The organism is Roseateles sp. PN1 (assembly GCF_038419725.1).
Classification (GTDB): domain Bacteria; phylum Pseudomonadota; class Gammaproteobacteria; order Burkholderiales; family Burkholderiaceae_C; genus Paucibacter_A.
In genome coordinates, this window is the sequence record NZ_JBCARA010000002.1 from 437,378 (window position 1) to 461,227 (window position 23,850).

The 23,850-nt window shown below is 63.8% G+C and carries 21 protein-coding genes; 8 read left to right on the forward strand and 13 right to left on the reverse strand.

Annotated features, from left to right (window positions below; translation table 11 throughout):
* Nucleotides 1-71: 71 nt before the first annotated feature.
* The 4 genes from ileS (at nucleotide 72) to AABB87_RS04595 (ending at nucleotide 6,063) form a co-directional block, all read left to right on the forward strand.
* Nucleotides 72-2,906: an isoleucine--tRNA ligase gene (gene ileS, locus AABB87_RS04580; protein WP_341970147.1), complete on the forward strand. Its 2,835-nt coding sequence runs from the start codon at nucleotides 72-74 to the stop codon at nucleotides 2,904-2,906.
* Between the two features lie 30 nt (nucleotides 2,907-2,936).
* Nucleotides 2,937-3,434 (forward strand): signal peptidase II, encoded by a 498-nt coding sequence (lspA, locus tag AABB87_RS04585; RefSeq protein ID WP_341970149.1) that lies wholly within the window; start codon nucleotides 2,937-2,939, stop codon nucleotides 3,432-3,434.
* Between the two features lie 57 nt (nucleotides 3,435-3,491).
* On the forward strand, nucleotides 3,492-4,349 hold the full coding sequence (locus tag AABB87_RS04590; RefSeq protein ID WP_341970151.1) for a DUF2189 domain-containing protein: 858 nt from the start codon (nucleotides 3,492-3,494) through the stop codon (nucleotides 4,347-4,349).
* Between the two features lie 145 nt (nucleotides 4,350-4,494).
* On the forward strand, nucleotides 4,495-6,063 hold the full coding sequence (locus AABB87_RS04595; protein ID WP_341970153.1) for an ATP-binding protein: 1,569 nt from the start codon (nucleotides 4,495-4,497) through the stop codon (nucleotides 6,061-6,063).
* A 9-nt stretch (nucleotides 6,064-6,072) separates the two neighbouring features.
* On the opposite strand, the gene AABB87_RS04600 is transcribed toward AABB87_RS04595, so the two are convergent.
* The 4 genes from AABB87_RS04600 to AABB87_RS04615 form a co-directional block, all read right to left on the reverse strand.
* Nucleotides 6,073-7,080: a quinone oxidoreductase family protein gene (locus tag AABB87_RS04600; RefSeq protein ID WP_341970155.1), complete on the reverse strand. Its 1,008-nt coding sequence runs from the start codon at nucleotides 7,078-7,080 to the stop codon at nucleotides 6,073-6,075.
* Nucleotides 7,081-7,178: 98 nt separating this feature from the next.
* The gene (locus tag AABB87_RS04605) at nucleotides 7,179-7,967 is read right to left on the reverse strand and encodes an SDR family oxidoreductase (RefSeq protein ID WP_341970156.1); all 789 of its coding nucleotides are present in this window, start codon (nucleotides 7,965-7,967) and stop codon (nucleotides 7,179-7,181) included.
* 4 nt (nucleotides 7,968-7,971) lie between these two features.
* The gene (locus AABB87_RS04610; RefSeq protein WP_341970158.1) at nucleotides 7,972-8,925 is read right to left on the reverse strand and encodes a DMT family transporter; all 954 of its coding nucleotides are present in this window, start codon (nucleotides 8,923-8,925) and stop codon (nucleotides 7,972-7,974) included.
* A gap of 129 nt (nucleotides 8,926-9,054) precedes the next feature.
* On the reverse strand, nucleotides 9,055-10,266 hold the full coding sequence (locus AABB87_RS04615; protein WP_341970160.1) for an NAD(P)H-dependent flavin oxidoreductase: 1,212 nt from the start codon (nucleotides 10,264-10,266) through the stop codon (nucleotides 9,055-9,057).
* A 329-nt stretch (nucleotides 10,267-10,595) separates the two neighbouring features.
* On the opposite strand from AABB87_RS04615, the gene AABB87_RS04620 reads away from it, so the two are divergent.
* The 3 genes from AABB87_RS04620 (at nucleotide 10,596) to AABB87_RS04630 (ending at nucleotide 14,396) form a co-directional block, all read left to right on the forward strand.
* Entirely contained in the window at nucleotides 10,596-11,660 is a 1,065-nt protein-coding gene (locus AABB87_RS04620; protein ID WP_341970162.1) for a GGDEF domain-containing protein, read from the forward strand.
* A gap of 317 nt (nucleotides 11,661-11,977) precedes the next feature.
* Nucleotides 11,978-13,540 (forward strand): sensor histidine kinase, encoded by a 1,563-nt coding sequence (locus AABB87_RS04625; protein ID WP_341970163.1) that lies wholly within the window; start codon nucleotides 11,978-11,980, stop codon nucleotides 13,538-13,540.
* Between the two features lie 283 nt (nucleotides 13,541-13,823).
* Nucleotides 13,824-14,396, forward strand: coding sequence for a porin family protein (locus AABB87_RS04630; protein ID WP_341970164.1), 573 nt, complete (start codon nucleotides 13,824-13,826; stop codon nucleotides 14,394-14,396).
* A 144-nt stretch (nucleotides 14,397-14,540) separates the two neighbouring features.
* Here the strand turns inward: AABB87_RS04630 and AABB87_RS04635 are convergent, their stop codons facing one another.
* From AABB87_RS04635 to AABB87_RS04655, 5 genes are all read right to left on the reverse strand, one after another.
* Nucleotides 14,541-14,753: a hypothetical protein gene (locus tag AABB87_RS04635; protein WP_341970166.1), complete on the reverse strand. Its 213-nt coding sequence runs from the start codon at nucleotides 14,751-14,753 to the stop codon at nucleotides 14,541-14,543.
* A gap of 246 nt (nucleotides 14,754-14,999) precedes the next feature.
* Nucleotides 15,000-16,682 carry an MFS transporter gene (locus tag AABB87_RS04640; protein WP_341970168.1) on the reverse strand — a complete coding sequence of 561 codons (1,683 nt, stop codon included), beginning with the start codon at nucleotides 16,680-16,682 and terminating at the stop codon, nucleotides 15,000-15,002.
* A gap of 246 nt (nucleotides 16,683-16,928) precedes the next feature.
* Nucleotides 16,929-17,579: a 2-hydroxychromene-2-carboxylate isomerase gene (locus AABB87_RS04645; protein ID WP_341970171.1), complete on the reverse strand. Its 651-nt coding sequence runs from the start codon at nucleotides 17,577-17,579 to the stop codon at nucleotides 16,929-16,931.
* Nucleotides 17,580-17,608: 29 nt separating this feature from the next.
* The gene (locus AABB87_RS04650; protein WP_058720158.1) at nucleotides 17,609-17,842 is read right to left on the reverse strand and encodes a DUF1289 domain-containing protein; all 234 of its coding nucleotides are present in this window, start codon (nucleotides 17,840-17,842) and stop codon (nucleotides 17,609-17,611) included.
* Nucleotides 17,839-18,354, reverse strand: coding sequence for a YbaK/EbsC family protein (locus AABB87_RS04655; RefSeq protein WP_341970174.1), 516 nt, complete (start codon nucleotides 18,352-18,354; stop codon nucleotides 17,839-17,841). The genes AABB87_RS04650 and AABB87_RS04655 overlap by 4 nt, the downstream gene beginning before the upstream one ends.
* A gap of 86 nt (nucleotides 18,355-18,440) precedes the next feature.
* Here AABB87_RS04655 and AABB87_RS04660 point away from each other — a divergent pair, with 86 nt between their 5' ends.
* Nucleotides 18,441-19,328, forward strand: a complete 888-nt coding sequence (locus AABB87_RS04660) for a plasmid replication/partition related protein (RefSeq protein WP_341970176.1) — start codon at nucleotides 18,441-18,443, stop codon at nucleotides 19,326-19,328.
* 104 nt (nucleotides 19,329-19,432) lie between these two features.
* Here the strand turns inward: AABB87_RS04660 and AABB87_RS04665 are convergent, their stop codons facing one another.
* The 4 genes from AABB87_RS04665 to AABB87_RS04680 form a co-directional block, all read right to left on the reverse strand.
* Nucleotides 19,433-20,224, reverse strand: a complete 792-nt coding sequence (locus AABB87_RS04665) for an arginine N-succinyltransferase (RefSeq protein ID WP_341970178.1) — start codon at nucleotides 20,222-20,224, stop codon at nucleotides 19,433-19,435.
* Nucleotides 20,221-21,306, reverse strand: coding sequence for an arginine N-succinyltransferase (locus tag AABB87_RS04670; RefSeq protein WP_341970180.1), 1,086 nt, complete (start codon nucleotides 21,304-21,306; stop codon nucleotides 20,221-20,223). The genes AABB87_RS04665 and AABB87_RS04670 overlap by 4 nt, the downstream gene beginning before the upstream one ends.
* Nucleotides 21,303-22,286 carry a GlxA family transcriptional regulator gene (locus AABB87_RS04675; protein WP_341970182.1) on the reverse strand — a complete coding sequence of 328 codons (984 nt, stop codon included), beginning with the start codon at nucleotides 22,284-22,286 and terminating at the stop codon, nucleotides 21,303-21,305. The genes AABB87_RS04670 and AABB87_RS04675 overlap by 4 nt, the downstream gene beginning before the upstream one ends.
* Before the next feature lie 148 nt (nucleotides 22,287-22,434).
* A complete protein-coding gene (locus AABB87_RS04680) occupies nucleotides 22,435-23,823 on the reverse strand; it encodes a YfcC family protein (RefSeq protein ID WP_341970184.1) in 1,389 nt (462 codons plus the stop codon).
* Between the last annotated feature and the right edge of the window lie 27 nt (nucleotides 23,824-23,850).

Sequence of the window (23,850 nt, forward strand, 5' to 3'; positions counted from 1 at the left end):
CGATTCGCATTCCACCTCCGCTTCAAATCCCCCAAGGCTGCGCCTCCCGCCTGGCCTCACCGAGTTTTGCCATGAGCACCACCAAAGACTATCGCGCCACCCTCAACCTGCCCGACACCCCCTTCCCGATGCGCGGCGACCTGCCCAAGCGCGAGGCGGGCTGGGTCAAGGAATGGGACGACCATGGGGTCTACAAAAAGCTGCGCGATGCGCGCTGTGGCGCACCGAAATTCGTTTTGCATGACGGCCCGCCCTATGCCAATGGCCAGATCCACATCGGCCACGCCGCCAACAAGATCCTCAAGGACATGATCGTCAAGGCGCGCCAACTCAAGGGCATGGACGCCGCATACATCCCCGGCTGGGACTGCCACGGCCTGCCGATCGAGAACCAGATCGAGAAAACCTTTGGCCGCGGCCTGCCGCGCGACGAGGTGCAGGCCAAGAGCCGCGCCTACGCCGGCGAGCAGATCGACGCACAGCGCCTGGACTTCAAGCGCCTGGGCGTGCTGGGCGAGTGGGACAACCCCTACCGCACCATGAACTTCGCCAACGAGGCGGGTGAGATCCGGGTGCTCAAGCGCTTGTTCGAGCGCGGCTTTGTCTACCGCGGTCTCAAGCCGGTGTACTGGTGTTTTGACTGCGGCTCCTCGCTGGCCGAGTTCGAGATCGAATACCAAGACAAGCAAAGCCCGGCCGTAGACGTCGCCTTCTTGAGCGCCGAGCCCGAGAAGCTGGCCGCTGCCTTTGGTCTGCCCGCGCTGAACAAAGACGCCTTCACCGTCATCTGGACCACCACGCCCTGGACCATCCCGGCCAACCAGGCGTTGAACCTGAACCCGGAGCTGGTCTACGCCCTGGTGGACACGCCGAGCGGCATCTTCATGGTGGCCGAAGCCTTGGTAGAGAAATGCCTGGCGCGCTGGAAGCTCGAAGGCGCGGTGCTGGCCACCACCGTCGGCAAGAACCTGGCGATGCTGAAGTTCAAGCATCCCTTGGCCCATGTGGACGCCGGCTATGACCGCACCAGCCCGGTCTACCTGGCCGACTACGCTACCGCCGAAGACGGCACCGGCGTGGTTCACTCCGCGCCCGCCTACGGTCTGGACGACTTCCAGAGCTGCGTCAGCCACGGTATGGCCTTCAAGGACATCTTGAACCCGGTGCAGGGCAACGGCCAGTACGAGGCCGAGCTGCCGCTGTTCGGCGGCCTGCACATCTGGAAGGCCAACCCCGTCATCGCGCAAGCGCTGGAAGACGCGGGCCGTTTGCTCTCGCACGTCAAGATCACCCACAGCTACCCGCACTGCTGGCGCCACAAGACGCCGGTGATCTACCGCGCCGCAGCCCAGTGGTTTGTGCGCATGGACGAGGGCGAAGGCCTGTTCGCCATCGACGCGCCGGCCAAGAGCCTGCGCCAGACCGCGCTGGAAGCCATCGAAGCCACCGGCTTCTATCCCGAGAACGGCCGCGCCCGCCTGCGCGACATGATCGCCGGCCGCCCCGACTGGTGCATCTCGCGCCAGCGCAGCTGGGGTGTGCCCCTGCCCATCTTCCTGCACAAGGACAGCGGCCAGCCTCACCCCGACACCCTGGCCTTCATCGAGCGCGCCGCCGCCTTGGTGGAAGCCGGTGGTGTGGAAGCCTGGGCCAAGCTGGACCCGGCCGAGTGGCTGGGCGAGCAAGCCGAGCACTACAGCAAGGGCAGCGACATCCTGGACGTGTGGTTCGACTCCGGCTCCACCTTTGAGCATGTGCTCAAGGGCAGCCACAAGGGTGCGGCGCACGAGAGCGGCCCCGAGGCTGATTTGTACCTGGAAGGCCATGACCAGCACCGCGGTTGGTTCCACTCCAGCCTGCTGATCGCCTGCGCCCTGCACGGCCGCGCGCCCTACAAGGGCTTGCTGACCCACGGTTTTGTGGTGGACGGCAAGGGCCGCAAGATGAGCAAGTCCGAGGGCAATGTGGTGGCCCCGCAAGCCGTCAGCGACAAGATGGGCGCCGAGATCCTGCGCCTGTGGTGTGCGTCGACCGACTACTCGGGTGACTTGGGCCTGGACGACAAGATCCTGGCCCGCGTGGTGGACGCCTACCGCCGCATCCGCAACACCTTGCGCTTCTTGCTGGCCAATGTCAGCGACTTCGATGCTGCCACTCAAAGCGTGCCGCTGGACCAGCTGCTGGAAGTGGACCGCTTCGCCCTGGCCCGCGCGGCCGAGTTGCAAGCCGACATCCTGGCCCACTTCGAGCGCTACGAGTTCCACCCCGTGGTGGCCAAGCTGCAGGTGTATTGCTCGGAAGACCTGGGCGCCTTCTACCTCGATGTGCTGAAGGACCGCCTCTACACCACCGCTCCCGGCTCGCTGGCGCGTCGCTCGGCGCAGACCGCGCTGTGGCACATCACCCAGGCCATGCTGCGCTGGATGGCACCCTTCCTGAGCTTCACCGCCGAGGAAGCCTGGAAGATCTTTGCCGGCGCCCAGCCGGGTGAGAGCATCTTCACCGAAACCTACTGGACCTTCGAGTCTGCTGACACAGAGTTGCTGGCCAAGTGGAGCCGCATCCGCGAAATTCGCGAAGCGGTCAACAAGGCCATCGAGGATGTGCGCTCCGCCGGTGGCGTGGGCTCATCGCTGCAGGCCGAGGTGGTTTTGGGCGTGAACCCGCAAGACCTGAGCCTGCTGCAGTCCCTGGGCGAGGATTTGAAATTCGTGCTGATCACCTCGGCGGCCAGCCTGGTGGCGGCGGATGAGTTGAGCGTCACGGTCACGCCGTCCACGCAGCAAAAGTGCGAGCGCTGCTGGCACTACCGCGATGACGTCGGCAGCAATCCCGAGCACCCGACCATTTGCGGCCGCTGCGACAGCAATCTGCACGGCGCGGGCGAAACGCGCTTGGTGGCCTGAACGACCTTTGGCGCAATAGAACCCACTTTCATGGCAACAAAAAAAACTGCCGGCGGCAATCGCCTGGGCCTGTGGCTGGGCATCGCCCTGATCATCATCTTGCTGGACCAGTTCACCAAGGTGCTGATCCTCGGTAGCTTCCAGCTCGGCGACAGCCGCTACGTCACCAGCTTCTTCAATGTGGTGCGGGTGCATAACTACGGCGCCGCCTTCAGCTTCTTGCACGACGCCGGGGGCTGGCAGCGCTGGTTCTTCGTCGGCCTGGGCGCGGCGGCCACCGTCTTCATCACCGTGATGCTGCGCCGCCATGGCCAGCAAAGCCTGTTTGCCAGTGCGCTGAGCCTGATTCTGGGCGGCGCCATCGGCAATGTGGTGGACCGCCTGATGCACGGCTATGTGGTGGACTTCATTCAAGTCCACTGGGGCGCGAAGTACTACTTCCCCTCGTTCAACATCGCCGACAGCGCCATCACCATCGGCGCCGTGCTGCTGATCCTGGATGAGTTGCGCCGGGTGCGCAAAGGGTAAAACCGGCTAGGAAAACTCCCCTGGTGGGCATCAGGCCCCTGGCCTACCCTGGCTGGCATGACGCCTATAGATGCCCCAGCCCCCGGCACCCCTGCCAACCCCCCCGTCCAGCCCCTGGCCACCCCTGTCGCCGGGGACGAGATTCCGGCCGACAGCGTTTTCGCCATCCAGCTGCGCACGCTCAGCTTGGACGCCCCCTTCCACTGGCTGGCGCTGGGCTGGCGCGACTTCATGCGCGCGCCCCTCATCGGCGCTTTTTACGGCTTGTGCTTCATGCTGATGGGCTGGGCACTGGTGGCGGTTTTCAAACATGCGCCGGTCTACACCCTGGCGCTGTCAGCAGGATTCTTGCTGGTCGGCCCCATGACCTGCCTGGGCCTCTACCAAGTCAGCTACCGACTGGAAGTGGGTGAGACGCCGCGCTTGCTGGATTCGCTCACCGTCTGGCGGCGCCGCACTGGGCAGTTGGCCATCTTCGGCTTTGTGCTGCTCATTCTCGAAATGCTGTGGGCGCGCTCGGCCCTGGTGGTGTTTGCGGTGAGCTTCAATGGCATGCCCGACTTCGCGGGCTCGCTGAGCAAATTGGTGGACAGTCAGAACCTCGGCTTTATCGCGGCCTATGTGGCCGTGGGCGGTCTGTTCGCCGCGCTGATTTTTGCCGTTAGCGTGATCTCCATGCCCATGCTCTTGCACCGCGAGACCGACGCCATCAGCGCCGGCCTGACCAGCATGCGCTTGGTTTTGACGCAGATGGGCGTGATGCTGGTTTGGGGCGCATTGATCACGGTGCTGGTGGTGCTGGCCTTGCTGCCGGGATTTGCCGGCCTGATCCTCGTCGGCCCGCTGCTGGGCCACGCCAGCTGGCATGCCTACCGCGAGGCGGTGGTGGATAGCCCGCCGACCCAGGCGGCCTGAGGGCGAAGTGCTGCAGGTCTGCCAAGGATCAAATATTTCCCGATTTGAGCCAGAGGCGGACCGAAGCGCAAGCAGAAGGCAAGCCGGCCACGCCACAATGTCGCCTAGCGCCCATTGACCGCCTCCGCCGCCCCCACCAACGTCCATGCTCGACTTCTCCTGCCTGACCCACTACGACTGGCTCGATGTGCCCATGTGGGTGTTCGACCAAGAGCACATGCGCAATGTCTGGGCCAATGCAGCGGCCCTGCGCTTCTGGCAGGCCGAAAGCGCCGAGGCTTTTTTGTCGCGCAGCCATACCGACACCGCCGAGGCCGTGCGTGAACGCCTGGCCGTCACCGCCGCCGACCATGCGCAAGAAAAAATCGTGCGTGAGCAATGGACGCTCTACCCCAAGGGCGTGCCCACCACCGTCATGCTGGTGTCGCGCGGCATCCGCACGCCGGATCGCCGCCAGGTCATGCTCTTCGCCGCCGACTCACTGGCCAGCGGCGAGGACTTAGGCCTGCGCCGCGGCGTCGAAGCCTTGCAACACACCTCGGTTCGCATCGCCGTGTTCAGCCTGAAGGACGGCAGCTTCTTGATGCGCAACCCGGCCGCAGCCCTGGCCTTCAAGAACGATCACAGCGGGCCTGGCCTCAAGCCCAGCGACTTCGGCAGCGTGTTCCTGGACCTGGCCGATGCCGCCAAGATCTTTGCGCATGTGCAGGCCGGTCAAAGCTATAAGGACGATGTGGAGTTGCTGACCGAGCAAGGTCGCTGCTGGCATGCCGTCAACGCCCGCCCCATGCGCGACCCGGTCACCGGCGAGCAGGTGCTGCTGCTCAACGCCCGCGATATCGCCGACCTCAAGGCCAGCCAAGCGGCGCTGGAAGTCGCCCGTGAAGTGGCCGAGGCCGCCAGCCTGGCCAAGAGCAGCTTCCTGGCCAATATGAGCCACGAAATCCGCACGCCCATGAACGGTGTATTGGGCCTGACCGAGTTGGTGCTGCAAACCGAGTTGGACGACAAGCAGCGCCGCTTCATCGAACTGGCCCACAACTCCGCCAAGGGGCTGATGGTCATCATCAACGACTTGCTGGATGTGGCCAAGATCGAATCCGGCCGCGTCATCATCGAGCAAGCGCCATTTTCCCTGCACGACTGCTTGCGCGAGGCCCTGCACCCGCTGCTGCTGCAGGCGCATGAAAAAGGCATTCAGCTCAATGCGCGGGTGCAGCCGGGCGTGCCCCAGCATGCGGTGGGCGACGCCCTGCGCCTGCGCCAGGTGCTAGTCAACCTGGTGGGCAATGCCCTCAAGTTCACCGAGAACGGCGAGGTTCGGGTGGAAATCCAGCGCGTGGATAGCAGTGACAGTAACGACGCTGGCGACAGCCCGGTTGGCGAAGCCCAAGCCGCCGCATCCGCCAAAGCCGACAATGCCGACCCCGATCTGCTGCGCCTACGCTTCGCCGTCCATGACACCGGCATCGGCATGACGCATGATCAGATTGCACATATCTTTGAGCCCTTCACCCAAGCCGATGGCAGCATCACCCGCCGCTTCGGCGGCACCGGCCTGGGCCTGACCATCGTGCAGCGCCTGGTGCTGCTGATGGGCGGACAGGTGCAAGTGGAAAGCGCGGCCGGTACCGGTTCCTGCTTCAGCTTCGAGGTGCCGCTGCGGCGCGCGCCTAAGCCCGCAACGCCGGCGCAGCCGGGCACGCCCGACTGACTAAGCAGTTCAGACCAGCAGGATGCCGCAGCCCACCGTCTTGCGGGCTTCCATATCCCGGTGCGCTTGCACCACCTCGGCCAGCGGATACCGTTGTTCTACAGGGATCTTCACCTGGCCGCTGAGCACCATGGCGAACAAGTCGTCGGCCATCAGCTGGCTGTTTTCCCGCGTGGCCAGATGGGTGAACAGGGTCGGCCGGGTCACGTAGAGCGAGCCTTTGGCCGCCAGCGTGCCCAGGTTCAGCGGCGGAGCCATGCCCGAGGCATTGCCAAAGCTGGCCAGCAGGCCGAAGGGTGCGAGGCTGTTGAGTGAACCCTCCCAGGTGTCCGCGCCCACCGAGTCGTACACCACCTTGACGCCGCGGCCACCGGTGATCTCTCTCACCTGGCTGGCGAAGTCGGGCTCGCGCCGGTAGTTGATGACATGGCTCGCGCCGGCCTGCAGCGCCAGCGCGCATTTTTCATCCGAGCCGGCCGTGCCTATCAATTGCAGCCCCAGAGCCTTGGCCCATTGGCAGGCGATCAGGCCCACGCCACCGGCAGCGGCATGAAACAGCACATGGTCGCCGGCCTGCAAGCCGCCCTGCGGCAGGGTGCGGCGCAAGAGGTATTGAGCGGTCAAGCCCTTGAGCATCATGGCCGCGCCGGTCTCGAAGTCGATGCCCTCGGGCAGCTTGCACACCGAGCGCGCCGGCAGCACCCGCGCCGTGGCGTAAGCCCCAGGCGGCGGGCTGGCATAAGCGGCGCGGTCGCCCACGGCCAGATGCGTCACGCCCTCGCCCACCGCTTCCACCACGCCGGCTGCCTCCATGCCAAGGACGGCGGGCATGGGCAGCGGATAGCTGCCATTGCGGTGATAGATGTCGATGAAATTAAGCCCACAGGCCTTGTGGCGGATGCGCACTTCGCCGGGGCCTGGCATGCCGGTCTCCACCGCCACCAGCTTCATCTGCTCGGGGCCGCCGACTTGATCAATGCGCACGACCTGCTCGGTGCTGGTCCAGTTACTCGTCATGGTGTCGGCCCTTTCAAATGCTTGGCGGAAGAATCTCGCCATCCTGCCAGGATTGCGCGCTTCGTGCCGAGAGTCGCGCAAAGCTGATGCCGCGTCGGCTAGAACGCCCCGGGGTAGGCGCCGCCGTCCAGCAAGATGTTCTGGCCGGAGAGATAGCTCGCCTGCGCGCTGCACAACATGGCGCAGATGGCGCCAAATTCTTCCGCCGTGCCAAAGCGTTGCGCCGGGATGGCCGCGCTGCGTTTGGCGGCGGCCTGCGGCACGTCCATGCCGCTCTTGGCCGCTCCCACCGCGATGTTCTTCTGCAAGCGTTCGGTGTCAAAAGCCCCGGGCAGCAGATTGTTGATGGTGACATTGCGCCCGGCCAAACCGGGTTGGCGCGCCAAGCCGGCCACAAAGCCCGTCAAGCCCGAGCGAGCGCCGTTGGACAGGCCCAGGATGTCGATCGGCGCCTTGACCGCCGCCGAGGTGATATTGACCACCCGGCCAAAGCCGCGCGCAGCCATCGCATCCACGGTCGCTTTGATCAGCTCGATCGGCGTCAACATATTCGCCTCCAGCGCGGCCAGCCAATGCTCGCGCTGCCAATCGCGGAAATCGCCCGGCGGCGGGCCGCCGGCGTTGTTGATCAGGATGTCCACCTGCGGGCAGGCCGCCAGCGCCGCCGCGCGGCCCTCGGGCGTGGTGATGTCGCCCACCACCGCACGCACCTCAACGGCGGGGTTCAAGCGCCGCAGCGCCTCGGCCGTGGCCTGCAAATCGGCCGCGCCGCGCGCAGTGATCACCACATTCACGCCTTCGGCCACCAGGCTTTGCGCGCAGCCGCGCCCTAGCCCCTTGCTGGCGGCGCACACCAGCGCCCAGCGCCCTTGCAGACCCAAATCCATGGCATTACCTCCAACGCGTCAAGAGCCACACGCCGCCCAGCACTAGCAGCGTGCCCGCAGCCACCATGGGCGTGAAGGGTTCCCCCAAAATCACCACGCCCATCAAAATCGTCGACATGGGGCCGATCATGCCGGTCTGGGCCGCCAGCGTGGCACCCAGCCGCTCAATCGCCATCATCACCATCAGCACCGGTGCAAACGTGCAGGCCGTGGCATTGAGCACCGACAGCCAGATCACCTCAGGCGCCACCGCGCCCAAGCTGCCCAGCGGCCGCAGCAGCACAAACTGACCAATGCACAGAACACAGGCCACCGTGCTGGCGAGGCCGGTCAAGCGCATCGCCCCCAGGCGTTTGACCTCCTCGCCGCTGAACACCAGATAGAGCGCATAGCTCACCGCGCTGCCGAACACCAGGGCCGCCCCCAGCAGCACATCGGCGCCTTGCAAATGCAATTCCTGGCCGAACACCAGCAGCACACCCGAATAGCTCAGCGCCAGGGCCAGCAGCTGCCGCGTGCTGACGCGGCGCTTGAACAGCACCCAACCCAGCAGCAGCACGATGGTGGGGTTGAGGTAAAGAATCAGGCGCTCAAAACTGGCGCTGACATAAGCCAGGCCCGCGAAATCCAGCATGCTGGCCAGGTAATAGCCCGAGAATCCCAGGCCCAGCACAGCGATCCAATCGCGCCGCGTCAGCGCCCGCTTGCCGCGGCCGGCCCACCAGGCTAAGGCCACAAACAAGGGCAGCGCGAACAGCATGCGCAGCATGATCAAGGTGACCGCATCGACACCATGCCGGTACGCCAGCTTGACGATGATGGCCTTGCCGGAGAAAGCCACGGCGCCCAAGCTTGCCAACAAAAGCCCGGGCCAAATCGGTTTCGGGTGGGAGGGAGCGGGGGCGGAGGCCGGGGCCGAAGCTGGCGCCGGATCGGGTGCGTTGGAAGCAGAACTCATTGCGCTGCATTCTAGAAGTCGCCCCTGCGCCGCGCTTGGCAGCGCACGCCAAGACCTTTCTTGGCTGGATGAGTCAGCCTCTGTCTACTTGCGCGAAGAGCGACGGAACCAGCGCTAGCGTCCCTGTCCTCAGGCCTGTTGCGGCAGCAAAGGCGCACCGAGCAAGCGCATCATCAAGTCGCGCGCTGAGCGGATCTCTGCACCGAAGGGCAAGGCCCCGGCACCACGGAAGAACAAGCCCTTGGCGACATCGCCGCGCAGGGCTGCGGCAAGTTGGTTGTCAATGCAGAACTGGCCCCAGTCCTTGAAACCGTCGCGCAGGCCACATTGCGCCAGGCAATCAAAAGCCTTGGTGCAGCGGCTCTTCACCTGCGCCACCGCCTGCAGCTTGGGCGCAGCGCGCAGATAGTTACGCAGCCAGGGCGTGTTCACCGCGCGGGCGGGCAAACCGGCCACGCTGGTGAACTCCACCAGATCGGCATCGCTCGCCTGGGCCAACACTTGTTTGAAGGCCTCGTGGGCATCGCAGTCGCTGGTCACGGCAAAGGGCGTGCCCAGCTGCACACCGGCCGCACCCAGGGCTTGCAGGCGCTGAATGTCCTCGAAGCTGCGCACGCCGCCGGCCACGATCAGCGGGATCTTGCCGGCCAGGCCGGCCTTCTCGAAATAGGCCAGGCATTCGGGAATGACGCGCTCGAAGTCAAAGCGTGGGTCGTTCAAATCTTCCACCTTGGCCGCGCCCAAATGGCCGCCGGCCAGGCGTGGGTGCTCGATCACGATGGCGTCGGGCATGCGCTGCTTGCGCTCCCATTTGCGCACAATAAGTTGGACGCCACGGGCATCACTGAGGATGGGGATCAGCGCCACGTCCGGATGCTCTGCGGCCAGTTCCGGCAGATCCAGCGGCAAGCCCGCGCCCACCACCACCGCGTCGATGCCGCAGGCCAGCGCGCGCTTGATGGTGGGCGCGTATTCGCTCACCGCGCGCATCACATTCAGGGCCACCAGGCCACGGCCGCCGCTGCGCTCGCGGGCGCCGGCGATCTCGCGCTCCAGCGCGATCAGGTTCACTTCGTCGATCAAGGCCTTGGCGGCAGCACCGGCACTCTGCCCTTCCGTGCGCGCCATCAAGTCGGGGTGATGGCGACGCAGATCGACTGAGCTGAGCGTGCCCACACCGCCCAAGGCCGCAACACTGCCGGCCAGGCGCTGGGCGCTGACGCCCACCCCCATGCCGCCCTGCACCACCGGCAGCAGGCGCCGCCCTTTAAGCATCAAGGGTGCCAAGCCACTGCGCTCAAACAGGGGCACAAGATCAGGGGCAATGGCGTTTGAATTCATGAGGTCAGCGGGTCTAAAAATTGGCAAGCCGCCACCCTAAGCCCCATGGCAGCGGCATTAGTTGACAAAAATCACGGCCAATGCAAACGCACTGTGCAAATTACCCTTTGGTGCCGACAGGGGCGACCGATAGCAGGTGCGTCAGGGGCTTGACGCCCAAACAAAGAAGACCGTTCAGCGGCCATGGCGTCAAGGGGAGAAACGGTTCTAGCACCGAGCGGTCTTGCGGCCCGCCGCGCTGATTCAGTTTGTCCCGCCCAAGCAGCGCAACTCATCAAAAGATGGGTTGCGGCGTAGTGGAAAAAAACGAATTGCGCCGAAGGACTTTGATGAGATACCCAGACAGCATGTCGCGCAGCGCCGAACACCTGCGCGCCGCTCTCCCGCTGATGACTCGCCAACGCACTGCCCTGCACCCGATCAGTTACGCCGTTTGGTACGAATTCGTCACCAGCCGAAATTTGCCCCTCAACCAAGCCCTGCTCGCGCAAACACGCGATGGCGCCACGCTGGATGAGGCCCAGACCTGGGAGCTCTACCGCCAACACATTGGCGACGGCATGAAGGCCGACGAGATCGCCAAGGCCAAGAAAATCGGTGAAGGCCTGTCCAAGGTCCTGGACCACATGGCCGTCACAGCCGCGGAAGCCGGCCAGGAAACGGCGCGCTTTGACGACTCGCTGGGCACCTGGGTCGAGCAGTTGCTGGCCGGGCCGAGCGAGCAAACCCAATCCGAGGTCTTGCGTGAACTGCTCAGCGGCTCGCGCGAAATTCGCGCTGCCATGACCGTGCTGCAAACCCATCTGAGCCACAGCCAGCAAGAAATCGACAGCCTGCGCAAGGAAGTGCAAAAAGCGCGCGGCGAAGCCTTGGTGGACGCGCTGACAGGCCTGCCCAATCGGCGCGCCTTCGACCAGCAGTTGAGTGCGTGCATGGCTGAGCAACGGCAACTGGGCACCGGGCTATCAACGCCAGCCGGTGTCATGGCGCCATGCTTGCTGCTGGGCGATATCGATTTTTTCAAGCGTATCAACGACAGCTTCGGCCACAGCTTTGGCGATCAGGTGCTGCGCGCCGTCGCGCGAACACTGCAAGGGGCGCTCAGCGATGGGGCATTGGCCGCCCGCGTGGGTGGCGAGGAGTTCGCTATTCTGCTGCCCAGCAGCAGCTTGGACCAGGCTCAGGGCCTGGCCGAGAACTTGCGCAGCAAAGTGGCAGCTGGCCGAATCCGGCGCGGTGAGCGGGTGCAAGAGGCTGAGAACGTCACCATTTCTTTGGGCGTGACTCAGTTGGCCGCTGGCGAGAGCGCCGCTGACTTCTACGGCCGCGCCGACCGCGCGCTGTACGCAGCCAAGCATGGCGGACGCAACCGCATTGCGGCATTGACGCACTGACACATCGCGCTGCCATGGCGCTGTTGCAGCAACAGGCGTCACCGAGGCAACTTCAATGGCGGTGCCTTGGGTCAGCGCTATCGCTCGTTCCCTCATGTCGTTCCATAAGGCCACTCAATCCCCGTTGTCAGCCCGGCACAAAGCCCACAAGCGAAGGTAAAAAAGCGGAGCGCGAAGCTGGCCACTTGCCCCTACACTGGCCCCATCGCGCAAATGTGCTTCCACGACTGGCCATGACGCTTTACCTGCCCCCCCATTGCAGCCCCACTTACCTGCTTGATCGGCAGTCCGATCAAGTCACTGTTTAGGCCTCAACCATGCGATCCTCCTTGCGCTTTGCAGTGGTCGTGGCCTTGTTGCTGGGCTTGCTGGTGCCCACGGCAGCGGTGCTGCTCTTCGATCTGCAAAAAACCCGGTTGGTGGCGCTGGAGGATGTGAGGCGCGACCTCAGCCGCAGTGTGGAAGTGATGGCCCTGTCCTTGGCCGAGCCGGTGTGGCAAGTGTCGCCCGATCTTGCCGAGCCGATGATCAAGGCGCAATTCGACGACCCCCGGTTCGTATCCGTGGTGGTGCTTGAGCCGGCCAATAGCAACCCCTTCCAGGAGCATCGGCGCGCGCAATCCTCTGGTGAGCAAGACCTGACCCTGAGTGCCACGCGCCCAGTGGTGCGTGATGGCCGACAAATCGCCAGCGTCACGGTGGAGATGAGCGCAGCACCGCTGCTGGCCGAAAAGCGTGCCGATATGGTGCGCAGCTTGTGGCGCAGCGCGGCCACACTGACTTTTTCCCTGGTACTGATTCTGTTCGTTATGCAGCGCCGCGTGCTGCGCCCGATGACACGCTTGACCCAGGCCGCCGAAGCCATGGCCGCCGGTGCGCTGGACAAGCCCCTGGCGCTCAGCGGCAGCGACGAGATTGCGCGTGTGGGACAAGCCATGGAGCGCATGCGTGAGAAGCTGCAGCAGGCCTTCGAGTCTTTGCGCGGGCATGCCAACACGCTGGAAGATCAAGTCGCCCAACGCACCCAGGAAGTGACCAGAAAAAACGAAGACTTGGAACAGGCGCTAGGCCATCTGCGCACAGCCCAGCATGACTTGGTGGAGTCAGAAAAGCTCGCCTCCTTAGGCCGCTTGGTGGCGGGCGTTGCGCACGAGATGAACACGCCGCTGGGCAATTCACTCACCGTGGTGTCCTCGCTGGAAGACCGTTTCCGCAAGCTGGAAGAACTGCTGGCCAGCAACACGCCGATGCGCCGCAGCGTGCTGGAAGAGCTGGTGCGTGATGCCCGGCGCGGTCAAGACATCTTGCAGCGCAATGTGCAAAAAGCCGCCGACCTGGTGCGCGAATTCAAGCAAGTGGCGATCGACCAAACCTCAGACCTGCGCCGCGACTTCGACCTCGCCAAGGTGGTGGAAGACGTACTGGTGATGGTGGAGCCCAGCTTCAAGCGCACCCCGTTTCAGGTTCAGGTGGCGCTGGAGCCGGAGATCTTGATGAACAGCTACCCCGGCTCGCTGGGCCAGGTGCTGACCAACCTCATGATCAATGCCCTGGTACACGGTTTTCACGGCCGCAGCATGGGCGTGGTGCGGGTGCAAACCAGGCGCCTCAGCCCCTCCGAGGTGGAACTCAGCGTCAGTGATGATGGCGCCGGCATGGACGAGTCGGTACGCCGGCGCATCTTTGACCCCTTCTTCACCACCAAGCTGGGCACAGGCGGCTCGGGCCTGGGCATGCACATCGTGCACAACATGGTCACCAATGTGCTGGGCGGCCAGATCGACGTGATCAGCAGCCCCGGCCAGGGCGCCCGCATGGTGATCCGCATGCCTTGCGTGGCGCCGCAGCGCAGCGGCGAACTCGCGCCCACCGACGACTAAGGGCAAGCCTCAAGGGAGGCCCTTGCGCGCTCACTCGCCCTCAAACGGCAAGCTTGGGGGCCATCGCCCCCCACATTCGCAGCCAAGACTGCTGCTTCAGTGAGCGCGGCTTTCTGCACTTCACATAGCTTTACGCCCAGGTCATGGCTCGTCACAGAGCGAGCACAGGGTTTGTACTGAGTTCGGACTTCACTTTCGCCACAATAAGTCATCGCCGCAACAGCCCCACAAGGGACTAGGCGGCGAAGCCAAATCTCTGGTGAAACGTGAAAGGTAATCCAATATGAACTCGAATAACAAGACCCGCCCCGTCGCTCCGCTGGCCGTGCTCACACTGGCCTTGGCCGCTTTTGCCGGCAGCGCTTCAGCCGACCAGAACAAGGGCTTCTACATCGGTGGCAATATCGGCCAATCACATGCTGATGTGAACGCCAGCGTCCCCGGCATGAAAGTCGACAAGCGCGACACCAGCTTTGGCATCCACGGTGGCTACCAGTTCAACCCCTACTTCGCTACCGAGTTGACGGTCAACTATCTGGGCAAGGCCTACCTCGGCGACAGCCAGGCCAAGACCATGAGCTACTCGTTGGACGCCATCGGCCGCCTGCCGGTGAATGACAAGTTCAGCCTGTTCGGCCGACTGGGTGTGGCCCAAAATGAGCGTGACTTTAATGGCGTCAGCAACTTCGACAGCCAAGGCAACACCGGCTTCAAGGTGGGTCTGGGTGCCGACTACAACTTGAACAAGAACTGGTTCGTGCGTACCGAGTTGACCCGCTACAACAATGTGCCCACGGCCACCATGTTCGGCAACACGATTGACACCTGGAACGTCGGCGTGAACTACCGCTTCTAATTTGCGCGACTGGCCACGGCCGTCAATGAACAAGGGGCGCGAGCTGCTAAAGCAACTCCCGCCCCTTGTCACCTTGGGTCGGCAGAATTTAGCTGAGCCTGTTTAGCCGAACCTGTTTAGCTGAGCCTATTCAGCCAGTCTGGCTTACATCGAGGCTGCCGAAGCCGCTGCGCTGGCAGCAGGCAAAGCTTCACTGGCAGCCGCAGCAGGCGCGGAAGGCGCGGAAGGCGCCGCTTCGCTGTGCGAGGCCGTCACATCATGCTTCTCACCACCCATATCGATGTCGCCACCGCTCTTGGTCAAGATGTAAAGCGCCAAGGCCGCAAAGATGATGAAGCCAACGAACAGTTTCCACATGATTGATTCCACTCCTTCAATGATTGAATGCCGCGATTGTTAAGCCGCAAGCTGACGCCGAACTGAGCGCCCCGCTTGCTGGGGCGATATGCAGCGCCTGGACACCGCTGCGGCCATTTTCGCTAGGCAAAAGACCCGTCAAATGCGGCTCGCAAATCCCAAACGACAGCCGCAAAGGCCGAGTTGCAAGGCAAAAAAAGGGCGGCCAATCGGCCGCCCTTTTCACATCAAGATCTCAGGCCGAACTTAGTCGTTCGCGTAGATATTGACGTCCTTGGTTTCGCGCACAAACAGCAGGCCGATCACCAAGGTCATCGCGGCGACCCCGATGGGGTACCACAGGCCGTGATAGATATTGCCGTTCTGAGCCACCATCGCGAAAGTGATGGAAGGCAGCAGGCCACCGAACCAGCCGTTACCGATGTGGTAAGGCAAGCTCATCGAGGTGTAGCGGATACGGGTCGGGAACAACTCCACCAGCATGGCGGCGATAGGACCGTAAACCATGGTCACGTACAGCACCAAGATGCTCAGGATCGCCACCACCAAAGGCTTGTTGATCTTGGCGGGGTCGGCCTTGGCAGGATAGCCAGCAGCCTTGAGGCCTTCGGCGAGTTCCTTCTTGAAGGCGGCAATGCCCTTGACCGTGGCTTCATCGAACTTGTAGTCGTTGAGCTTGGTCGCGTTCAGACCATTGACCACCTTGTCGCCAATCTTGATCACCGCGACCGAGCCGGCTGGGCCGGACAGGGTCTCGTAGCTGGCCGAGCTTTGAGCCAGGGCGCGCTTGGCGATGTCGCAAGAGCTGGTGAAGTCCACTTCCTTGGCCACCGGGCTGCCCTGGAAGGAGCAGGTGCTGGTGTCCACCGTCAGCGTGATCTGAGCGGTGGCTTGCGCCTTGGCCAGATCAGGGTTGGCAGCGGCTGTCAGAGCCTTGAACAGCGGGAAGTAGGTGACGATGGCCAGCAGCAGACCGGCCATGATGATGGGCTTGCGGCCGATCTTGTCAGACAGGGTGCCGAAGATCACGAAGAACGGCGTGCCGATCAGCAGCGAGGCCGCGATCATCAAGTTAGCCGTGGCCGAGTCCACCTTCAAGACGCTGGTCAGGAAGAACAGGGCATAGAACTGGCCCGTGTACCACACCACGCCCTGGCCGGCGACCAAGCCGAACAGTGCCAGCAGCACGATCTTGAGGTTCTTCCACTGGCCGAAAGACTCGGACAGCGGCGCCTTGGAGGTCTTGCCCTCGCTCTTCATCTTCTGGAAGGCGGGCGACTCGTTCATCGACAAACGAATCCACACGCTGATACCCAGCAGCAAGATCGAGACCAGGAAAGGCACGCGCCAGCCCCAATCAGCAAAAGCCGTCTCACCGACCAAACTGCGGGTGCCCAGAATCACCATCAGCGACAGGAACAAGCCCAGCGTCGCCGTGGTTTGAATCCAGGAGGTGTAAGCGCCGCGCTTGCCGGCCGGTGCGTGCTCAGCCACATAGGTGGCAGCACCGCCGTACTCTCCACCCAAAGCCAAACCTTGCAGCATGCGCAAGATGATCAGGATGACCGGAGCCGCCGCGCCGATGGTGGCCGAGCCGGGCAAGATACCGACGATAAAGGTCGACAAGCCCATGATCAGGATAGTCACCAAGAAGGTGTACTTGCGACCGATCATGTCGCCCAGACGCCCGAACACCAGCGCGCCGAAGGGGCGCACGATGAAGCCGGCAGCAAAGGCGAGCAAGGAAGCGATAAACGCCGCCTGGGGGTCAAGCTGACCGAAGAACTGCTTGGCAATGATCGGTGCCAGCGAGCCGTAGAGATAGAAGTCGTACCACTCGAACACGGTGCCCAGCGAAGAGGCGAAGATGACCTTCTTCTCTTCTGCGGTCATCGGCGTGTTGGTGGACACTGCGCTTGCAGTTGCCATGTTGAGAAGTCTCCATATTTGCTTGAGGGCTGCCGACCGGAAACCCTTGAGCGCGACTATGGAACTGAGCTCTGACCAAACACTGACACCGGGCTGAACCCAAGCTGACAAAATAGACTGCAACCCCAGGCAAATATTTCTCAATGCGAAATATTTGGGCGATTAAGGGTAAGTCTTGAGCGACTGCGCCTCGCCGTCTCCTGGATTTGTCAGCTTGGCTCCCGCGTTATAGCGCGCAACAAGCTCTCAGTGCTGCACACGCTTCACGCCGGGCCGCGACAAGGCTGCCGCTTCCCAATCCCCTTGCTCGAACCAGGGATCGCCGCGCAGATAAGCGGCCAGCATGTCCAGCGAGTCCTGGCCCCAGAACAGCTTGCCGTCCACTTCAATCGTGGGCACGCCGAACACGCCGGCATTGAGCGCCTCCTCGGTGGCGGTGCGCAGGTTCTCCTTCACCTCTTCGCTGGCCGGGTCACGCTGTGGGCTCAGCTCTTGGGTCAGCGCCGCCAAGCGGGGCGCGGCGTTGGCATCAGCGCCCGCGCCTTGCCAGACATGGCGCATGATTTTTTCCACCGTCAGCCGGTTGGGCGTGCCGCCCGCCGGTGCGCAGGCCCAGGCCATACGCAGCAAGGGCAGCGGGTTGAAGGGATGTTGGGCCGGCACCTGAACCGGGATGCCGTGCTGGCGCGCCGCCCAGGCGACTTGCCGGAAGGTCCACTGGCGCTTGGACTCGATCTCCGCCGGGCCCTTCTGACCAATCGCGTGCAACAGGGCCGCGAACAGAATGGGCCGGTACTCAACGCTGTAGCTGCAGCCCTTCAGAGCTTCAGGCAGGCGCTCAAACGCCAGGGCGGCGTAGGGCGAGATGGGGTCAAAGTAAAAACGCAGGTGCTTCATGATGGGGTGTTTTTCTTGTTGGGATGAATTCAGGGGCCGGAGGTCTCAAGCGCGGCGGTGAAGATGCCTTGCGCGACGAGGATCTCACGGCGCTCGGGCAAGAGCGCCAGGATGGCCAGGCGCGTCGCATCGTCCGCCTTGGACCAGACCGTGATTTCAGGAATGGTGCGCGCGCAGCCCTGGCACCAGCCCGTGGCTTCGTGCATCTTGCAGACATTGCTGCAGGGGCTGGGCACCGTCGACACTGGAATATTGCCGCTCATGCTTGCACCACCTCAATCACCGGCGCGCCGGTCAACGCCTCCAACTGAGCCGGGCTGAGCTGAAACACACCGTTGGGATGGCCGGAGGCCGCCCAAATCGTGTCAAAGCGGAACAACTCACGGTCAACAAACAGCAGGGGCTTGGACAAGCCGGCCTCCGGCGCAAAGCCCAGCGGCGAGACCCCGCCAATCGAAAAGCCGGTGTTGGCCTTCACAAAATCAGCATCGGCGCGGCCCAGCGGCCCGGTGTGGGCGGCGAGCTTGTGCTCATCCACCCGCTTATCGCCCGAGGCAATCACCAGCACCGCAGCCGCATCGGACTTGCGCCGAAACACCACCGATTTAGCGATCTGGCCCAGGCTCACGCCCAAGGCGTCGGCGGCCTCTTGCGCGCTGCGGGCGGAAACCTCCAGCCACAGAGGGGGATGGGGGTGTTGGCAGGCTTGCAAGGCAGCCTGCACGCGCAAGAAGCCCTCTGGGCGAGCACTGGTGGATTGGGTGTCGGAAATCATGCCCGCATTGTCTCAGGCAATGCCAGCATTAGCCTCAGCGCGCATAATGCCGCCCCTTCCCCGCCCGAATTGAAGCTGAGTCCGCCATGAGCAACATCACCGTCCTTGAAGAACTGCGCATCTACATCGACCCGCTGACGCCCGATGAACACCAAGCCCTGGAGCGCAGCATCCTGGCCGAAGGCTGCCGCGATGCGCTGGTGCTGTGGGGCGATGTGCTGGTGGACGGCCACAACCGCTACGGCATCTGCCAAAAGCACGGCATCCCCTTCCAGACGGTGCAGAACACCCGCTTCAAGTCCATGGACGACGTCCATCTGTGGATGATTGACCAGCATCTGGGCCGCCGGAGCGTGTCGGACTTCCAGCGCGGCGTGCTCGCCCTGCGCAAGAAGGAAATCGTCGCCGCCCGAGCTATTCCCAGCGCCGACACGCCCAACCCCTTCGAAGGCAATGATGAGTTCGCCTCGGCTGCAGGTGCCGAGCTGCCGCCGCCTGAAAAGCTCAATACCCGCGAAGCCATCGCCAAGGCGGCCCGCATCAGCGCTAACACCGTGGTGCAGATCGAAAAAATTCAGAAAAGCGCGGCGCCTGAGTTGGTGGAGGCCATCAAGGCCGGCACCATCTCCATCAACGCCGGCGCCACTGTGGCCAGCTTGCCGCAGGAAGAGCAAGTCGCCGCCGTGGCCGGTGGCAAGAAAGAGCTGCAACAAGCCGCCAAGCGCGTGCGTGAGGGCAAGACCGGCCGCCGCTCTGAAGCCACGGCGGAAGGCGAAGCCGGCGCCGAAGCGCCTGCAGCAGCGGAATTGACAGCCGAAGAGCGAGATCAGCGCAACCGCGAAGCCCAAGTGGCCCTGCTGCAAAGCACGGTGGCCGAGTTGACGGCCGAGAACAAAGCCTTGAAGGATCAGGTGGCGCGCTTGCAGGATGAGCTGGAGCAAGCGAAGCAGCAAGCAGGTGGCGCAGCGGCCTAAAAGGCTTAAGGGCCAAAGCCCTTACTTCAATGCCAACACGGGTGCCGACTCAGGCGGCAGAGTCAACGCCGCCTGAAGCTCCGGTGCCGCCTAGGCCGCCCCGCTCAGCGCAGCCGCAACTGCCACAGCGGCCCGCCATCGTCGATGCGCACATGCTGGGCATCGCCAAAGCCGCTGGCCGCCAAGGCGGCAGCAGCAGCCTGACCGGCCTCACCCACCTTCCCCACCGCCGCCTGAGCCGCCTCGCTGAGGAAGGACAGGTAGAGGGTCTGGCGCGGCAAGAGCGCGGCCAGATGGCTACGCCAAGCATCACCGAAGCGGGCCTGCGCCTGGCTGGGCTGGCCGGCATAAAAATGCGCCCCTAGCCCGCGCCAGAAAGGCGAGTTCGATTCTGCCTCAGCGCCTTCGCCCGGATGATCACGCAGCCCCGCCAATTCGACGATCAAGGTTTCGCCGTAAGTGCCTGGCGCCGCAGCAATCCGCGCCAAGGCCGCTTGCACCAGCGCACTCAGGTAAGTCACTTGCAAGTCGGCGGGCAAGCCCGGCGCGCAAGCCAGATCGGCCAGTTCGCTCTCACCCGTGTGGTCATTGCCCAGCAACAGGGTCCGCTGGGTACAAAACAGCCCCAGCTCAGCCGCCGCATGCACCACGCGGCCGACGTGATAGCTGTAGCGCGGCAAGCGCAGGCCCAGCCGCGGCACCAGGCGCAGGCAGGCCAGCGGACTGTTGCTGTGCGCATCGGCTAAGACCAACCACTCCGACTGATCCGACTCGGGCGTTTCGGCCAAGCTGAGGCCAAAGCCGGTCTGGTTGACCCAGTGCATCAGCTGCGCCTCATCGCCCGCTTGCTTGGCGCGCAGGCGCTGGCCGGGCAAGCCCATCAGTGCTTCACTCATACGCGCTCCAATTCAAGCGCCGAAGGCCGCAGAGGGCTCACCAGCAATCTGGCACCGGCATCATCACCCAAGCCCAAACGCTCACGCACCTCATGACCGGGCGGGAGCCCATGCGCCGTCTGCGCAATCTCGGCCAACACCGCCCTGAAACTGGCGCGCTCACCCGTCACCACCAGATGCCAATCCTGCGCAGCACCAGGCGCACCTTCATCGGCTTGCAAGCTGAGCTGGCGAGCGTGCTTGACGGTGCGTAGCAGGCCCAGGCTGGCCTCCACAGTGGGGCCGCCATCGAAGATGTCGATATAAGTGTCGGCATCAAAGCCTTCGTCTTGCAGAATCGAAAACGGCAGCTCCCCCACAGGATGCAACTGACCAATCGCCCATTGCGCGGCCTCGGGCAAGAGCGGCACATAAATGGGCGAATGCGGCATCAGGTCGGCAATGAAAGCCTTGCTGCGCCCGCCGGTCACGGCCTCGGCCTGGGGATAGTCCATCGCAAAAAAGCGCCGGCCCACCGCGTCCCAGAAAGGGCTCTGGCCGGCCGCGTCGGCTAGACCTGGGCTCTCCGCCGCAATGCGGTCATTGAAACGCTCAGCGAAAAGCAAGATGAACAGCAGCCGCGCCCGCGACAGCAGCTGCGGCGCCAAGCCGCTGCTGTAGTCGGGTGCGATGTAGAAAGAAGTCAGCAGGGTGTAGCCGGTCAGGTCATGGCACAGATGCAAGGTGTGCAGGCGCCGGCTGACGCCTAACTGTGAACTCGCATGCACCACAAACTCATTGCGGTAGCTGTAAAACCGGTCATGAAAACCCGCGCTGGCGGCGATGCCGCTGGTGCCCACCACCTCGCCGCGGGCGCGGTCCTCCAGCACGAAGAGATAAGTTTCCTCGCCACTGGCGTCGTCCATGCTGGCGAAGGCCTCCAAGGAGCGTTCAATGCGCAGGCGCAGCTTGGCGCTGTCGTTCGGCAGCGAACTGATGCCATGCTCGCTGGCCGCGGCGATGCGCTCCAGCGCCGGCAAGTCAGCCAGTGCCACCGGCCTGAGCATCAGGCTGCGCGGATCCGTGGCGGCATTACTCATCATGCGGGGTCTCCTGGGGCAGGTCGGCGCAGCGCCGCTGCACGCTGGCTGCGCTCGTCGCGCGGCGTCTTGTCAAAGTGGGTCTTGTAGGCATTGGAAAAATGCGGCCCGGAAGAAAAGCCGCAGCTCAGGCCAATTTGCAGAATCGACTGGCTGCTCTGCTGCAAAAGGCGGCGCGCCCGGTTCAGGCGCAGCGCCAGATAGTAGCGGGAGGGCAAGGCGTCAAGGTGCTGCTTGAACAGCCGTTCCAGCTGACGGCGCGACACCCCCACCAAGCGCGCCACCTCTTCGGTGGGCAGCGGCTCGCTCAAATTGGCCTCCATCAAGCTCAGCGCCTCCGCCAGCTTGGGGCTGCCGCCCCGCTGCTCGGCTACCGAGCGGCGCTGGCGCTCGCCCGGCCCGCGCGCGCGCTCCAGGCCCAAGCGCAGGGTCAGGTCTTGCGCCAGGCGCTCGCCATGCAAGCCGCCCAGCCAGGCAATCATCAAGTCCAGGCTGGCGCCGCCGCCGGCGCAGCTCAGCCGGTTGGCTTTGGCATTGATCTCCCAGACATTGCCGGTCCAGATGACGTCCGGATAGTCTTCCTGCAGCGCCTCCACCAAGTCGCCGTTAACAGTGGCGCGCTCACCCCGCAGCAAACCGGCCTCGGCCAAGACCGCCGCGCCGCCGTCCACCCCGGCCAAGGCCAGCGCTGCGGCGGCATCGCTGCGCAGCCAGTGCTGCAAGGCGAGGTCGGTACCCTCGCCTTCGGCGCTGAGTACAAACAGCGCATGCCAGTTCGCCTGCCCAGGCTCGGCCGGCCCCGCCAATGGCAATGCCTGCGCCAGAGCGGTGGTCGGCAGCATCAAGCCACTGCAATCGACGCTGCGCCCATCCTGACTCAGCAACTCAGGTGCATAGCGCGCTTCCTGCTGCAAGTCATTAACCTCGCGCAGGGCAGACAAGACGCCGGCCAGCGCCAAGAGCGAGGCGCCCGGCAAGAGCAAGACGCCGCAACGCCGAAGCTGGCCAGATCCAGATGCATGCCCAGGAACAGCCCCCCCAGCCGCAAGGCTGGCGGTCTCGGCTGAGCTGGCGTGAGTAGGCATCGGAGTCACGGCCGCACTGTAAAGCAGGCAGCAGCAGGCCAAGCACTCATTGCCAGTTGATCCAGGTAGGCACAGCCAGCAAGACCATGGCCATCACCAAATACATCAGTTGCAGCGGGATCATCCAACGCGCCCAGCGGGTCCAGGGGATGCCAGCTAGGGCCAGCACACCAACGGTGATGCCCGAGGTGGGGATCATGGGCGTGGTCAGTTCACCGAACTGAAAAGCCAGAATGGCGGTCTGCCGGCTCACGCCCACCAGATCGGCCAGGGGCGCCATGATGGGCATGGTCAGCGCGGCTTGACCCGTGCCGGAGTGGATGAAGAAGTTGATCACCGACTGAATCAAAAACATCTTCTGCGCTGAGAAGATCGGGCTGCTCGATTCGATGAAGGGCACCAAGGCGTGCAGCAAGGTGTCGATGATGTGGCCATCGCGCATCAGCACGACAGTGGCCTTGGCCAGCGCGATCACCAGCGCGGTGCTCACCAGATCCTTGGCGCCGGCTAAAAAGCTGGCGATGAACTGATCGGCATTGAGCCGGCCGACCGCGCCCACCAACAGCGCCATCACCAGAAACAGCGCGGCGATCTCTTCGATGTACCAACCGAAGCGGATCACGCCGAAGATCATCACGCCCAGGGTCGAAGCAAACAGGGCCAAGACCAGCTTGTGGCGCGGGCGCATGCCCGCAAAGGCCTCGAACTCCGCCAGGTTCAGGTGCTTGCGCTTTTCCTGGTCCATCTCGAAGCAGGGGCTGAGTTCGGGGCTGCGCTTGATGCGCGCGGCGTACCACATCAAAAAGGCGATGGTCAGCGCGGTGGCAATCGCCCAGCAGATCAGCCGATAGCCCAGGCCCGAGAACATCGGCACCCCGGCAATGCCTTGCGCCACGCCCACATTGAAGGGGTTCAGGAAGGCGGTGGCAAAGCCCACCTGAGAACCGACAAAAGGAATGGAGACGCCAACAATGCTGTCGTACTTCAGGGCCAGCGCCAGCGGGATAAAGATCAGCACAAAAGGGATCGCCTCCTCGGCCATGCCGAACGTGGCGCCGCCCAGCGAAAACAAGGTCACAAAGACCGGGATGATGGCCACCCGAACCCAGGCCGAGCGCGTGTGCGCCTTAGCGACCGACTTGATGGCGGAGTCAATCGCCTCGGTGCTTTGCAGCACCGAGAACGCGCCGCCCACAATCAAGACAAAGCCGATGATCAAGGAGGCTTCGACGAAGCCCTTGATCGGCGCCGTCATCAACGCCGCGAAACCCTGCGGATTGCTGGCAACGGTGTGAAAGGAGTCGGCAATGATGACCTTCTTGCCGGCCACCATTTCGGTCTCGTACTTGCCGCCGGGCACCAGCCAGGTGGCCAGGGCGATCAGCGCCAAGAGGCCGAACAGCAGCACAAAGGTATTGGGGAACTTGAGTTTCATAGCTCGTTTCGCTGAATTTCAATGGGG

Coding starts and splice junctions, on each gene's coding strand:
- ileS (WP_341970147.1), top strand. CDS start 72: ATGAGCACCACCAAAGACTATCGCGCCACCCTCAACCTGCCCGACACC.
- lspA (WP_341970149.1), top strand. CDS start 2,937: ATGGCAACAAAAAAAACTGCCGGCGGCAATCGCCTGGGCCTGTGGCTG.
- AABB87_RS04590 (WP_341970151.1), top strand. CDS start 3,492: ATGACGCCTATAGATGCCCCAGCCCCCGGCACCCCTGCCAACCCCCCC.
- AABB87_RS04595 (WP_341970153.1), top strand. CDS start 4,495: ATGCTCGACTTCTCCTGCCTGACCCACTACGACTGGCTCGATGTGCCC.
- AABB87_RS04600 (WP_341970155.1), bottom strand. CDS start 7,080: ATGACGAGTAACTGGACCAGCACCGAGCAGGTCGTGCGCATTGATCAA.
- AABB87_RS04605 (WP_341970156.1), bottom strand. CDS start 7,967: ATGGATTTGGGTCTGCAAGGGCGCTGGGCGCTGGTGTGCGCCGCCAGC.
- AABB87_RS04610 (WP_341970158.1), bottom strand. CDS start 8,925: ATGAGTTCTGCTTCCAACGCACCCGATCCGGCGCCAGCTTCGGCCCCG.
- AABB87_RS04615 (WP_341970160.1), bottom strand. CDS start 10,266: ATGAATTCAAACGCCATTGCCCCTGATCTTGTGCCCCTGTTTGAGCGC.
- AABB87_RS04620 (WP_341970162.1), top strand. CDS start 10,596: ATGAGATACCCAGACAGCATGTCGCGCAGCGCCGAACACCTGCGCGCC.
- AABB87_RS04625 (WP_341970163.1), top strand. CDS start 11,978: ATGCGATCCTCCTTGCGCTTTGCAGTGGTCGTGGCCTTGTTGCTGGGC.
- AABB87_RS04630 (WP_341970164.1), top strand. CDS start 13,824: ATGAACTCGAATAACAAGACCCGCCCCGTCGCTCCGCTGGCCGTGCTC.
- AABB87_RS04635 (WP_341970166.1), bottom strand. CDS start 14,753: ATGTGGAAACTGTTCGTTGGCTTCATCATCTTTGCGGCCTTGGCGCTT.
- AABB87_RS04640 (WP_341970168.1), bottom strand. CDS start 16,682: ATGGCAACTGCAAGCGCAGTGTCCACCAACACGCCGATGACCGCAGAA.
- AABB87_RS04645 (WP_341970171.1), bottom strand. CDS start 17,579: ATGAAGCACCTGCGTTTTTACTTTGACCCCATCTCGCCCTACGCCGCC.
- AABB87_RS04650 (WP_058720158.1), bottom strand. CDS start 17,842: ATGAGCGGCAATATTCCAGTGTCGACGGTGCCCAGCCCCTGCAGCAAT.
- AABB87_RS04655 (WP_341970174.1), bottom strand. CDS start 18,354: ATGATTTCCGACACCCAATCCACCAGTGCTCGCCCAGAGGGCTTCTTG.
- AABB87_RS04660 (WP_341970176.1), top strand. CDS start 18,441: ATGAGCAACATCACCGTCCTTGAAGAACTGCGCATCTACATCGACCCG.
- AABB87_RS04665 (WP_341970178.1), bottom strand. CDS start 20,224: ATGAGTGAAGCACTGATGGGCTTGCCCGGCCAGCGCCTGCGCGCCAAG.
- AABB87_RS04670 (WP_341970180.1), bottom strand. CDS start 21,306: ATGATGAGTAATGCCGCCACGGATCCGCGCAGCCTGATGCTCAGGCCG.
- AABB87_RS04680 (WP_341970184.1), bottom strand. CDS start 23,823: ATGAAACTCAAGTTCCCCAATACCTTTGTGCTGCTGTTCGGCCTCTTG.